The organism is Streptomyces sp. NPDC020597, from assembly GCF_044335095.1.
Classification (GTDB): Bacteria; Actinomycetota; Actinomycetes; order Streptomycetales; family Streptomycetaceae; genus Streptomyces.
Window position 1 is genome coordinate 410,120 of the sequence record NZ_JBIRUL010000001.1, and the last position, 12,106, is coordinate 422,225.

14 protein-coding genes are annotated in these 12,106 nt (G+C 70.9%); 8 read left to right on the plus strand and 6 right to left on the minus strand.

Annotated elements, in window-relative coordinates; all coding sequences use genetic code 11:
* Positions 1-7: 7 nt before the first annotated feature.
* Complete coding sequence (locus tag ACH4ZA_RS01935; RefSeq protein WP_319278571.1) at positions 8-1,675, minus strand: fumarate hydratase; 1,668 nt, start codon at positions 1,673-1,675, stop codon at positions 8-10.
* A 163-nt stretch (positions 1,676-1,838) separates the two neighbouring features.
* Here ACH4ZA_RS01935 and ACH4ZA_RS01940 point away from each other — a divergent pair, with 163 nt between their 5' ends.
* Positions 1,839-2,525 (plus strand): DUF1707 domain-containing protein, encoded by a 687-nt coding sequence (locus ACH4ZA_RS01940; RefSeq protein ID WP_398427593.1) that lies wholly within the window; start codon positions 1,839-1,841, stop codon positions 2,523-2,525.
* Between the two features lie 125 nt (positions 2,526-2,650).
* A complete protein-coding gene (locus ACH4ZA_RS01945; RefSeq protein WP_319278575.1) occupies positions 2,651-3,028 on the plus strand; it encodes a WhiB family transcriptional regulator in 378 nt (125 codons plus the stop codon).
* 68 nt (positions 3,029-3,096) lie between these two features.
* Here ACH4ZA_RS01945 and glpX read toward each other — a convergent pair whose 3' ends face one another.
* Positions 3,097-4,131, minus strand: a complete 1,035-nt coding sequence (gene glpX / locus ACH4ZA_RS01950) for a class II fructose-bisphosphatase (RefSeq protein WP_398427596.1) — start codon at positions 4,129-4,131, stop codon at positions 3,097-3,099.
* A gap of 130 nt (positions 4,132-4,261) precedes the next feature.
* Between glpX and ACH4ZA_RS01955 the strand changes: the two genes are divergently transcribed.
* On the plus strand, positions 4,262-4,786 hold the full coding sequence (locus ACH4ZA_RS01955; RefSeq protein ID WP_398427597.1) for a DUF4245 domain-containing protein: 525 nt from the start codon (positions 4,262-4,264) through the stop codon (positions 4,784-4,786).
* A gap of 64 nt (positions 4,787-4,850) precedes the next feature.
* Here the strand turns inward: ACH4ZA_RS01955 and ACH4ZA_RS01960 are convergent, their stop codons facing one another.
* The 3 genes from ACH4ZA_RS01960 to xseA all read right to left on the minus strand — a co-directional run bounded on the left by ACH4ZA_RS01960 (position 4,851) and on the right by xseA (position 7,142).
* Positions 4,851-5,441: a malonic semialdehyde reductase gene (locus ACH4ZA_RS01960; protein WP_398427598.1), complete on the minus strand. Its 591-nt coding sequence runs from the start codon at positions 5,439-5,441 to the stop codon at positions 4,851-4,853.
* A gap of 247 nt (positions 5,442-5,688) precedes the next feature.
* Positions 5,689-5,913, minus strand: coding sequence for an exodeoxyribonuclease VII small subunit (locus ACH4ZA_RS01965; RefSeq protein ID WP_351683982.1), 225 nt, complete (start codon positions 5,911-5,913; stop codon positions 5,689-5,691).
* The gene (xseA, locus tag ACH4ZA_RS01970; RefSeq protein WP_398427599.1) at positions 5,910-7,142 is read right to left on the minus strand and encodes an exodeoxyribonuclease VII large subunit; all 1,233 of its coding nucleotides are present in this window, start codon (positions 7,140-7,142) and stop codon (positions 5,910-5,912) included. Before xseA ends, ACH4ZA_RS01965 begins: the two co-directional genes overlap by 4 nt.
* A 213-nt stretch (positions 7,143-7,355) precedes the next feature.
* Between xseA and ACH4ZA_RS01975 the strand changes: the two genes are divergently transcribed.
* Positions 7,356-8,387, plus strand: coding sequence for a 4-hydroxy-3-methylbut-2-enyl diphosphate reductase (locus ACH4ZA_RS01975; RefSeq protein WP_398427600.1), 1,032 nt, complete (start codon positions 7,356-7,358; stop codon positions 8,385-8,387).
* 29 nt (positions 8,388-8,416) lie between these two features.
* Entirely contained in the window at positions 8,417-9,163 is a 747-nt protein-coding gene (ppgK, locus tag ACH4ZA_RS01980; RefSeq protein WP_398427601.1) for a polyphosphate--glucose phosphotransferase, read from the plus strand.
* Between the two features lie 51 nt (positions 9,164-9,214).
* Here the strand turns inward: ppgK and ACH4ZA_RS01985 are convergent, their stop codons facing one another.
* Positions 9,215-9,628, minus strand: coding sequence for a DUF6542 domain-containing protein (locus tag ACH4ZA_RS01985; protein ID WP_398427602.1), 414 nt, complete (start codon positions 9,626-9,628; stop codon positions 9,215-9,217).
* 364 nt (positions 9,629-9,992) lie between these two features.
* Here ACH4ZA_RS01985 and ychF point away from each other — a divergent pair, with 364 nt between their 5' ends.
* The 3 genes from ychF (at position 9,993) to ACH4ZA_RS02000 (ending at position 12,096) form a co-directional block, all read left to right on the plus strand.
* Positions 9,993-11,081 (plus strand): redox-regulated ATPase YchF, encoded by a 1,089-nt coding sequence (gene ychF, locus ACH4ZA_RS01990; protein ID WP_398427604.1) that lies wholly within the window; start codon positions 9,993-9,995, stop codon positions 11,079-11,081.
* A 335-nt stretch (positions 11,082-11,416) separates the two neighbouring features.
* Positions 11,417-11,701: a hypothetical protein gene (locus ACH4ZA_RS01995; RefSeq protein WP_398427605.1), complete on the plus strand. Its 285-nt coding sequence runs from the start codon at positions 11,417-11,419 to the stop codon at positions 11,699-11,701.
* Entirely contained in the window at positions 11,683-12,096 is a 414-nt protein-coding gene (locus tag ACH4ZA_RS02000; RefSeq protein WP_319280557.1) for a DNA-binding protein, read from the plus strand. Before ACH4ZA_RS01995 ends, ACH4ZA_RS02000 begins: the two co-directional genes overlap by 19 nt.
* Positions 12,097-12,106 lie beyond the last annotated feature (10 nt).

The window sequence follows — 12,106 nt, forward strand, 5'->3', positions numbered from 1 at the left end:
CGGGGCGTCAGCCCAGTCCCGGTCCCCGCACCGGGATCGAGGTGAACGTCGGCGCGGGGGCCGGGTTTTTGAAGAAGTCGTTGCCCTTGTCGTCGACGACGACGAACGCCGGGAAGTCCTCGACCTCGATCTTCCAGACGGCCTCCATGCCGAGCTCCTCGTACTCGACGACCTCGACCTTCTTGATGCAGTCCTGCGCGAGGCGCGCGGCCGGGCCGCCGATCGAGCCGAGGTAGAAGCCGCCGTGGCTGCCGCAGGCGTCGGTGACCTGCTGGGAGCGGTTGCCCTTGGCCAGCATCACCTTGGAGCCGCCCGCCGCCTGGAACTGCTCGACGTAGGAGTCCATACGGCCGGCCGTGGTCGGGCCGAACGAGCCGGACGCGTACCCCTCGGGGGTCTTCGCGGGGCCGGCGTAGTACACCGGGTGGTCCTTGAGGTACTGGGGCATCTCCTCGCCCGCGTCCAGCCGCTCCTTGATCTTGGCGTGCGCGATGTCGCGGGCCACCACCAGCGGACCGGACAGCGACAGGCGGGTCTTGACCGGATACTTCGTCAGCTCGGCGAGGATGGCGTCCATCGGCTGGTTCAGGTCGATCCGCACGACGTCGCCGGACTCGTCCAGGTGCTCGTCCGTGGTGTCGGGCAGGAACCGCGCCGGGTCGGTCTCGAGCTGCTCGAGGAAGACGCCCTCGGCGGTGATCTTCGCCACGGCCTGGCGGTCGGCCGAGCAGGACACGGCGATCGCGACGGGGCAGGACGCGCCGTGCCGCGGCAGACGGACCACCCGCACGTCGTGGCAGAAGTACTTGCCGCCGAACTGCGCGCCGATCCCGATCCGCTGCGTCAGCTCGAAGACCTTCTCTTCCAGGTCCTTGTCCCGGAAGCCGTGCCCGAGCGGGGAGCCCTCGGCCGGGATCTCGTCCAGGTAGTGCGCGGAGGCGTACTTGGCGGTCTTCAGCGCGTACTCGGCGGACGTACCGCCGACGACGATCGCCAGGTGGTACGGCGGGCAGGCGGCCGTGCCCAGCGAACGGATCTTCTCCTCCAGGAACTTCATCATGGAGGCCTCGTTCAGGACGGCCTTGGTCTCCTGGTAGAGGAAGCTCTTGTTGGCGGAGCCGCCGCCCTTGGCCATGAACAGGAACTTGTACGCGCCGCCGTCGGTGGCGTACAGCTCGATCTGGGCGGGGAGGTTGGAGCCGGTGTTCTTCTCCTCCCACATGGTCAGCGGGGCCATCTGCGAGTAGCGCAGGTTGAGGTTCAGGTAGGCGTCGTAGATGCCGCGGCTCAGCGCCGCCTCGTCGCCGCCCTCGGTGAGCACGTTCTGTCCGCGCTTGCCCATGACGATCGCCGTGCCGGTGTCCTGGCACATCGGGAGCACCCCGGCGGCCGCGATGTTCGCGTTCTTCAGCAGGTCCAGCGCGACGAACTTGTCGTTGGCGGAGGCCTCCGGGTCGTCGATGATCCGGCGCAGCTGCGCGAGGTGGGCGGGGCGCAGGTAGTGCTGGATGTCGTGGATCGCCTCGGCGGCGAGCTTGCGCAGCGCCTCCGGCTCGACCTTGAGGAACGTCCGTCCGTCGGCCTCGAAGGTGGAGACACCCTCGGAGGTCACCAGCCGGTAGGGGGTGGTGTCCTCTCCCTGGGGGAGCAGATCGGTGTACGCGAACTCAGGCATCTCGCCCATTCCTCACTCGACAGACGGCGACCGCCTCCATTGGCGGGCGCCCACCAGCGTAGAACCTGCCCCCGGCGGCGAGCCTGTGAGGTAAGGCTCAGTGGTCGGGGTCCGGCGGCCGGGCGGGGTATCGCGATCTATCGTGTTTCGGTACGCTGCTGTCGTGGACCTTCAGAAGCAGACCGCCGCACCTGCGCCGGCCGCCGAGCTGCGCGCCTCGGACGCCGACCGGGACCGTATCGCCGACATGCTCCGCGAGGCCCTCGCGGAAGGGCGGCTGACCGCCGACGAGCACGCCGAACGCGTCGAGGGCGTGCTGGCCGCCAAGACGGTCGGCGAGCTGCAGGCGTTCGTCCGGGACCTGCCCGCCGCGCACGAGCGGCGGGCCGCCCCGGCCGCCGCCCCCGGCCGGCCGCCGGCGGGCGCGATCCCCGCCGACCCCGACGACAACGTGGTGGCGGTCTTCAGCAGCGCCGTCCGCCGGGGCCGCTGGCGCGCCGGCCGCCGCATCCACGCGTACGCGGTCTTCGGCACCGTCGAGATCGACCTCACCGAGGCGCTCTTCGAGTACCAGCAGGTGGTGATCAAGGCGTTCTCGGTCTTCGGCAACGTGGAGGTCCGCGTCCCGGAGAACGTGTCGCTGCGCGGCACCGGAGGCGCGGTGCTCGGCAACTTCGAGGTGGACTCGCTCGACTCCCCGCAGTCCGACGCCCCGGTGGTCTACGTGGACGGCTGGGCGGTGCTGGGCAACGTGGAGGGCAGGCCCAAGCGGGGCAAGATCGTGGCGGACATTCTCGATCGGGTTCAGGACAAGGTCGACCGGAGTCTGCGCAGACACCTGGACCGCTGACGGTCGTCCGGCGGCGCGAGCGGTCCCGGCGGCGACGGTCCGGAACTCAGTGCATAGGCACGCGCACAGCGGGTAGGCCTGCTGCATCGTCTCTCGCTCGCGAAGCCGTCGTCAGGAGAAGACCCGTGCTGCAACCGCCGCATTCGCCCCTGCAGGTCGCCGCCGTCCCGGCCCGGCAGGCGCCAGGGCGCGACAGGGACCAGGACGACCCCTGGCACACCGACGCGGTGTGCCGGCGCGACGAGGCGGGCCTGTTCTTCGCGCCTTCCAAGGAGCCCACGGCCGCCCGGCTCTCCCGGGAGGAGGCGGCGAAGCGCGTCTGCGCGCGCTGTCCCGTCATGGTCGAGTGCCGCGAGCACGCGCTGCTGCAGCCCGAGCCCTACGGCGTCTGGGGCGGTCTGACCGCCGCCGAGCGCCGGGTGGTCCTCGCCCGGCGCCGCCGCCGTGACGTGGAGCTGCAGAAGACGGTGCGCGCCGCGGACCGCATAGCCCAGGCGGGCTGAACGCAGGGCGCCCCCTCCGCACCGGGGGCGCCCTCCTCTGCCGCTTTCCGGCCCTGCCGGGCCGGCGGCTACTTGGCCCGGTCGAAGTCGATCGCGCTGTAGGCCCGCAGCTTGCTCAGCCGGTGCTCGGAGTCGATCCGCCGGACCGTGCCGGACTTCGACCGCATCACGATCGAGTCGGTGGTCGCCGTCTCCGACCGGTACCGGACGCCCCGCAGCAGTTCGCCGTCGGTGATGCCGGTGGCGACGAAGAACACGTTCTCGCCCGTCACCAGGTCCTCGGTGGTCAGCACCCGGTCCAGGTCGTGCCCCGCGTCGATCGCCCGCTGACGCTCCTCGTCGTCCTTGGGCCACAGCTTGCCCTGGATGACGCCGCCCAGGCACTTCACGGCGCACGCCGAGATGATGCCCTCGGGGGTGCCGCCGATGCCGAGCAGCAGGTCGACGCCGGTGCCCTCGCGCAGCGCGAGGATCGAGCCGGCCACGTCGCCGTCGGAGATCAGCTTGATGCGCGCCCCGGTGGCCCGGATCTCCTCGATGATGCCCGCGTGCCGCGGCCGGTCCAGGATGACGACGGTGACGTCCTCCGGGGTGGCCCGCTTGGCCTTGGCGACCCGGCGGATGTTGACCTCGACGGGTGCGTCGATGTCGACGAACTCGGCGGCCTCGGGGCCGGTGACCAGCTTGTCCATGTAGAACACGGCGGACGGGTCGAACATCGCGCCCCGCTCGGTGGCCGCGAGGACGGCGATCGCGTTGGGCATGCCCTTGGCGGTCAGCGTGGTGCCGTCGATGGGGTCGACGGCGATGTCGACCTCGGGACCGGTCTGGTCGCCGACGCGCTCGCCGTTGAAGAGCATCGGGGCTTCGTCCTTCTCGCCCTCGCCGATGACGACCACGCCGTTCATCGACACGGTGGAGACGAGCGTCCGCATCGCGCGCACCGCGGCCCCGTCGGCGCCGTTCTTGTCGCCGCGTCCCACCCAGCGGCCGGCGGCCATCGCGGCCGCCTCGGTCACCCGGACGAGCTCCAGGGCGAGGTTGCGGTCCGGGGCCTCGGAGGGGACATCGAGTTCGGACGGCAAGTGATGGTGCTCGGTCATCGGAGCGCACCTTTCTGACTGATACGACGACGGCCGGATGAGGGTTCGGTCATCGACTCTATCGTCAGTCCGACAAAATGAGCAGGGGACCCCACGGATGAGCGCACCGGGCACCTGCGACGATAGGGGCGTGGCAGGTGCGAACGGCAGGCAGAAGACGGCCCGGGACATGATCCTCTCCCTGGGGCTCATCATGATCGCGGCGTGGGTGATCTATCTCTTCATCCCCCACGACGATCGCGCTCCCGACGTCAAGCGGGTCGACTACCGCGTCGAACTCCTCACGGCGCGCCGCGCGGCGTCGTACCCGGTGGCCGCGCCCGAGGGCCTGCCGAGCTCCTGGAAGGCCACCTCGGTGCGTTTCCGGGGCGACGAGTTCGACGCCTGGCACCTCGGTTTCCACACCCCCGACGGGGAGTACGTGACCATCGAGCAGTCCACTCAGCGGCGCTCGCAGTTCATCGAGCAGGCCAGCCAAGGGGCGACCGAGACCAAGGTCACCGAGCAGATCGGCGGTCGCACCTGGACCCGCTACACCGGCGGCCGTTACGACGCGCTCGTGCTGAAGGACACCGGCGGCTCCACCACGGTGGTCGCGGGCACGGCCGGCTTCGCCCAGCTCTCGACGATGGCCGGTGCGCTGAAGCTGGCGTGAGCGCCCGGCGCATGCGAGGAGGGCCCCCGGCGTCGCCGGGGGCCCTCCTCGTGTGTCAGCGGTCTCAGACGGTGGTGACGACCTCGTCGTAGGCGAGGCGCGGGGAGCGCGGGTACCAGGCGTCCTCGCCCGGCTTGCCGATGTTGACGACCATCAGCGGGGTGTGGTCGTCGTCGAGGAACTCCTTGCGGACGCCCTCGAGGTTCACGCCGGTCATCGGGCCGGCGGCGAGGCCGGCGGCGCGGACGCCGATGATGAAGTAGGCGGCCTGAAGCGCGGCGTTCAGGGCGGCGGCGCCCTCACGGGCCGGACGCTCGCTGAAGAACAGCTCCTTGGCCTGCGGGAACGCCGGGAAGAGGGTGGGCAGCTCCTCGTGGAACTCGTTGTCCGCGGAGAGGATCGCGACCAGCGGGGCTGTGGCGGTCTTGGCCTGGTTGCCCTCGGCCATGTGCTGCACCAGGCGCTCGCGGGCCTCGGGGGAGCGGACCAGGGTGACGCGCAGCGGGGTCTGGTTGAACGCCGTCGGGCCGTACTTGACGAGGTCGTAGATCGCCTGGACCTGCTCGTCGGTCACCGGCTCGTCGGTGAAGGTGTTCGCGGTGCGAGCCTCGCGGAACAGCAGGTCCTGGGCGGCGGCGTCAAGAACGAGAGACATGCGTGGACTTCTCCTTCGGGTGGCGTCCGGGTCCGGTACCGGACCGTGGTCCGGATCGGCTGACGGGACCGACAGTACGCGAGGGAAGTTCAACCTTCAACAAAGATGGGGCGGGGGTGATCCTCTTCACATCCACCGGATCCGCTCCCGCCCGGCTGCGGGCCGCTCCCGCCCGGCCCGGGCCCGCCCCGCGCAGGGCCGTCCGACGCCGGGCCGTCCGACGCCGAGCCGCCCCCCCCGGCCGGGGTCACTCCTCGTCCGGGGTCCCCTCCTCCTCGGCCAGCGCCGCGTCCAGCCGCTCCCGGGCGCCCTCCAGCCAGCGCCGGCACACCTTGGCCAGCTCCTCCCCGCGTTCCCAGAGGGCGAGGGACTCCTCCAGCGTCGTGCCCCCCGCCTCCAGACGCCGTACGACCTCGATCAGCTCGTCGCGGGCCTGCTCGTACCCGAGCGCCTCGTCCGTCCTGCTCGTCATGTCCCTGTGTTCCTACTCGTCTGCTCGTCGACTCGAACGGTGAACTCGCCCCCGGCCACCCGTGCGCGCAACGCCTCGCCCGCGGCCGCCTCGCCGGGGTCCCGCACCACGTGCCCGTCGGCCTTCTGCAGCACCGCGTACCCGCGCTGCAGCGTCGCGGCCGGCGAGAGGGCCACCACGCGCGCGTGCGTGTGACCCAACTCGGAGTCCGCGCGGTCGAGGAGATGGCCGAGCGTGCGCCGGGCACGGTCGGTGAGCGAGGCCACGTGATCGGCCCGCTCGTCGATCATCCTGTGCGGATCCTGTATCGCGGGCCGCGCCAGCGCGTGGGCCAACCCGCGCTCCTCCCGCTCCACATACGCCTGCACGCAGCGCCGCGCGCGCCCGCGCAGCATCCGCACCCGCTCCAGCTCCTCGCCGACGTCCGGCACGACCTTCTTGGCGGCGTCGGTCGGCGTCGAGGCGCGCAGGTCGGCCACGTGGTCCAGCAGCGGGTTGTCCGGCTCGTGCCCGATCGCCGAGACGACCGGCGTACGGCAGGCGGCGACCGCCCGGACCAGCTGCTCGTCGGAGAACGGCAGCAGGTCCTCCACGCTGCCGCCGCCCCGCGCGACGACGATCACGTCCACCTCGTCCAGCGCGTCCAGCTCCTTCACGGCCTGGACGACCTGCGTCACCGCGTGCACACCCTGGACGGCGACGTTGCGGACCTCGAAACGGACCGCGGGCCAGCGGTGCCGGGCGTTCTCCAGGACGTCCCGCTCGGCGGCGGAGGCCCGCCCGCACACGAGGCCGACCAGCTGCGGCAGGAACGGCAGCGGTCTCTTCCGCTCGGGGGCGAACAGCCCCTCCGCCGCCAGGGACTTCTTCAGCATCTCCAGTCGCGCCAGCAACTCCCCGACGCCCACCGGCTTGATCTCCACGGCCCGCAGCGACAACTGCCCGCGCGGCGCGTACCACTCCGGCTTCGCGTGGACGACGACCCGCGCGCCCTCGCCCACGACGTCCGCGACCGCGTCGAAGACCTGCCGGTAGCAGGTCACGCCCACCGAGATGTCGTGCGAGGGGTCGCGCAGCGTCAGGAAGACGACGCCCGCGCCCGGTCGCCGCGACAACTGGGTGATCTGCCCCTCGACCCACACCGCGCCGAGCCGGTCGATCCAGCCCCCGATGAGCCGCGACACCTGACCGACGGGCAGCGGGGCGTCCGCGGACGTGTTCACAGCCATGCCGACGAGAGTATCGGCCACGACTGACAACCCCGCTCCGCGCACACGCCGCCGGGCGGAACCGGGACCGGGACCGGGACCGGACCGGGACCGGACGCAGGGACGTGCCGCCGCCGGTCACCGGCCCCGGGAGCGCGGGCCGGGGACCGGGGAGCGCCGGCGGGGCCCCCGGGAGCGCCGGCGGGGCCGGGACGCGGCCTTACGATGGGACGCATGACTGCTTCGCCTGGCCGCCGCCGTGTCCTGCTCGCCGCTCCCCGGGGCTACTGCGCGGGCGTCGACCGCGCCGTGATCGCCGTGGAGAAGGCCCTGGAGCAGTACGGGGCCCCGGTCTACGTCCGGCACGAGATCGTCCACAACAAGTACGTCGTGCAGACCCTGGAGAAGAAGGGCGCGATCTTCGTCGAGCGGACGGAGGAGGTGCCGCCGGGCAACATCGTGATGTTCTCGGCGCACGGCGTCGCCCCCGTCGTCCACGAGGAGGCCGCGCGCGGGCGCCTCGCCACCATCGACGCGACCTGCCCGCTGGTCACCAAGGTCCACAAGGAAGCGGTCCGCTTCGCCCAGGAGGACTACGACATCCTCCTGATCGGGCACGAGGGCCACGAGGAGGTCATCGGCACCTCCGGCGAGGCCCCGGACCACATCCAGCTGGTCGACGGCCCCGCGGACGTCGCCAAGGTCGAGGTCCGCGACCCGTCGAAGATCGTATGGCTCTCCCAGACCACCCTCTCCGTCGACGAGACGATGGAGACGGTCGACGCGCTGAAGGAGAAGTTCCCGCTGCTCGTCTCCCCGCCCAGCGACGACATCTGCTACGCCACGCAGAACCGTCAGCTCGCGGTGAAGCAGATGGGCGCGGAGGCGGAACTCGTCATCGTGGTCGGTTCCCGCAACTCCTCCAACTCCAAGCGGCTGGTCGAGGTCGCCAAGCTCGCCGGCGCCCGCGAGGCCTACCTGGTGGACTTCGCGAGCGAGATCGACCAGGCCTGGCTGGACGGCGTGACGACGGTGGGCGTCACCTCCGGCGCCTCCGTCCCGGAGATCCTCGTCGAGGAGGTGCTGGCCTGGCTCACCGAGCGCGGTTACGGGGACGTCGAGCTCGTCAAGGCCGCGGAGGAGCACATCACCTTCTCGCTGCCCAAGGAACTCCGCCGCGACCTGCGCGAGGAGGCGGCGGCGCTGGCGGCCGGGCGGGGCAGGAGCGGCGCGACGTCCGGTACGACGGGTACCTCGGCCGAGTGACGGTCCGTCGGCCGTCGTAACGTGGAGCCATGCAGATCTTCGGCGTGGACATCGGCGGATCCGGGATCAAGGGCGCCCCGGTGGACCTCGACAGGGGCGACCTGGCTCAGGAACGACTCAAAGTGCTCACCCCGCAGCCGGCGACGCCCGAAGGCGTCGCCGACGGCGTGCAGCAGGTCGTGGAGCACTTCGGGTGGACGGGGCCCGTGGGACTGACCTTCCCGGGCGTGGTCACCGGCGGCGCCACGATCCGTACCGCGGCCAACGTAGACAAGGGCTGGATCGACACCGACGCGCGCGCCCTGTTCAGCGAGCGGCTGGGCGGCCTGCCGGTCACCGTCGTCAACGACGCGGACGCGGCGGGCGTCGCCGAGATGTCCTTCGGCGCGGGCCGCGGCCGCGGGGGCACGGTGATCCTGCTGACCTTCGGCACGGGCATCGGCAGCGCCCTGTTCGTGGACGGCGCCCTCGTCCCCAACACCGAGCTCGGCCATCTGGAGCTGCACGGCCACGACGCCGAGAAGCGCGCCAGCAGCAAGGCCAGGGAGGACCACGAGCTGACGTGGGAGCACTGGGCGCACCGGGTCCAGAAGTACCTCGCCCACGTCGAGATGCTCTTCTCGCCGGAGCTGTTCATCATCGGCGGCGGGGTCAGCCGCAAGGCAGACAAGTTCCTGCACTTCATCGAGGGCGTCAAGGCGGAGATCGTGCCGGCCCAGCTCCAGAACAACGCGGGAATCGTGGGCGCGGCGATGCACGCGGCGAAGACCGACTGAGGCGCGGCGCTCGCGGCCCCGACCACCGAGAGGGCCGCGACCGTGACACGACTACGACGGGTCCCGGCGGGCCGGTGGACGGCGGGCCGGGTTCCTGCGGCGGGCCGCCGCCCGGCGCAGACCGCGGGTCAGGACGGTCAGCGTCGCCAGCAGCGTCCCGCCGTACAGCCAGCCGACCTGGGTGGCCAGTGCCGTGACCAGCCCCATCAGACGCGCTCCGACGCCGTTGCCGCCGTCGGCCACCGCCAGCAGCCCGACGAAGAAGGCGATCGGCGCGACCACCGGCGCGGACAGCAGGTCGGCGTCGCGCACCCAGAGCGCGGTCAGCACGCACACCGGCAGGAACAGCACGCCGTACACCGTGAGCGAGGCGCCGAACAGCAGGCCGTCCAGGCCGCCGAGCACGCACATCAGCACCGAGCCGAACAGCCCCGCGCCCAGCCCGGTCAGCCGGGGGTTCGGCACTCTCCGCCGCGGCAGCGGTGCGGGTCCGTGTCCGGCCGGGGCCGGGCGGGGTTCGCGGCGGCTGCGCTCCGGGCCCGGCTGGGGCGGCAGGGGAGCCGTGTCCCGTCGGGCGTTCCGTGCGTCCCGACGGGCGTCCCGGTCCGGTGCCCGTGTCCTGTGTTGCTCCACCGGACCAACTTTGGTCTGTTTATGTGCCGAATCAGGTGTCGGACACGCCGTGCGGCGCGGCCTGGCCAAGCGTTCGACCGGCCAGCGGGGCCGCACCGGGACACGCCGTAAACTGGTGGACCGGTCAGCTCTCTGGCCCCTGGCCCTCTCACTCCGGGGCTGGCCCCTCGGCCCTCTCACCACGGGAAGTCGCAACGTGTCGCTCACGATCGGAATCGTCGGTCTGCCGAATGTCGGCAAGTCGACCCTGTTCAACGCCCTGACCAAGAACGACGTGCTGGCGGCCAACTACCCGTTCGCCACGATCGAGCCCAACGTCGGCGTGGTCGGCGTCCCCGACGCCCGGCTCACGAAGCTGGCGGAGATCTTCTCCTCCCAGCGCGTCCTCCCGGCGACGGTCGACTTCGTCGACATCGCGGGCATCGTCCGCGGCGCGAGCGAAGGCGAGGGCCTGGGCAACAAGTTCCTCGCGAACATCCGCGAGTCCGACGCGATCTGCCAGGTCATCCGTGCCTTCAAGGACGAGAACGTGGTCCACGTCGACGGCAAGGTCTCGCCGAAGGACGACATCGAGACCATCAACACCGAGCTGATCCTCGCGGACCTGCAGACCATCGAGAAGGTCCTGCCGCGGCTGCAGAAGGAGTCGCGGATCAAGAAGGACGTCGCCCCGAAGGTGAAGGCCGTCGAGGAGGCGAAGGAGATCCTGGAGAAGGGCGACACGCTCTTCTCGCAGGGCGTCCTCCAGGGCAGCGAGCGGGCCGAGCTCCTGCACGACCTGCACCTGCTCACCACCAAGCCCTTCCTCTACGTCTTCAACGTGGACGAGGACGAGCTGACCGACGACGCCTTCAAGGACGAGCAGCGCGCCCTCGTCGCCCCCGCCGAGGCGATCTTCCTCAACGCCAAGCTGGAGCAGGACCTCGCCGAGCTCGACGAGGACGACGCGATGGAGCTCCTGGAGTCCGTCGGCGCCGAGGAGCCCGGCCTCGCCACCCTCGCCCGCGTCGGATTCGACACCCTCGGCCTGCAGACGTACCTCACGGCCGGCCCGAAGGAATCCCGCGCCTGGACCATCAAGAAGGGCGCCACCGCCCCCGAGGCGGCCGGCGTGATCCACACCGACTTCCAGAAGGGCTTCATCAAGGCGGAGGTCATCTCCTTCGCCGACCTGGTGGAGACCGGCTCGGTCGCCGAGGCCCGCGCGAAGGGCAAGGCCCGCATGGAGGGCAAGGAGTACGTGATGCAGGACGGCGACGTGGTGGAGTTCCGCTTCAACGTGTAGCGGCTGATCCATCACCACGTCGCTGATCTGGCAAACATGCAGGTCAGGGAGGGTCCGACTCTTCGGGGTCGGGCCCTTGGTTTTTTCCCGTGCTGGGATGGTGCTGGGATAGCTGACCCCTCGTCACCTGTCGTCATCCCTGGTCATCCGTACCGTGCTGGGATCGTGCTGGGATGGGATGAAAAGCCCGTGCTGAGTCTTGGGCAGATCTGCTCGGTGAGCTGGGTGCGCAGGGTGGGCGGGAGAGGTTTCATCCACACGCCTTCTTCGCGAGCCTGGGATGCCACGAGGATTCGGGCGTGGCACTTTTCCTACTCGTTTGACACACTCGGGGTATGGGTGAGACGACGTACAGCATCGGGGAAGGCCCGGCGACGCGGGTGAGCCTGTCGCTGCCGGAGGGGACCGCAGAGGCAATCCGGGCGCGGGTGGGCAAGCGGGAGTTCTCCGCGTTCATCGCCGAGGCGGTCGAGCGTGAGCTACGGGGGCAGGTTCTGGACGAGTACCTTGCGGACTACGAGAGCCGCAGGGGGCCTGTCTCCGAGCCGGCCCGTCAGCGGGCGCGGCAGGTCTTCGACGAGGTGTTCGCCGAGGAGGCCGAGTGGCCCGCCGCAGGCTGAGTCACGAGGGGACGCTGGTCCTCGACAGCGAGGGACTCTCGAAGCTGCTCGGCGACGACGAGCAGGTGGTGGCTCTGATCGCTGAGGCGCGCTCGCGCGGCATGGAGGTCGCGATCAGTGCGCTCACCATTATCGAGGCCGTCCATGCCCGTACGAACAAGTCCCGCCTGAACTGGGTGCTGTCCGGGCTGCGGGTCGTCCCGGTGGGCGACGAGGAGGCGAGGGCGGCCTCGAAGTTGCTGATGAATGCCGGGTTGCACGGGCATGAATACGCGATCGATGCGGCGGTCGCCGAGGCCGCGCTGCGACAGCACCGACCCGTGGTCATGCTGACTTCTGATATCGACGACATGGCCAAGCTCTGCGGCGAGCGGGTCCGGCTTGTGGCGGTGTGATTTCCCCTGG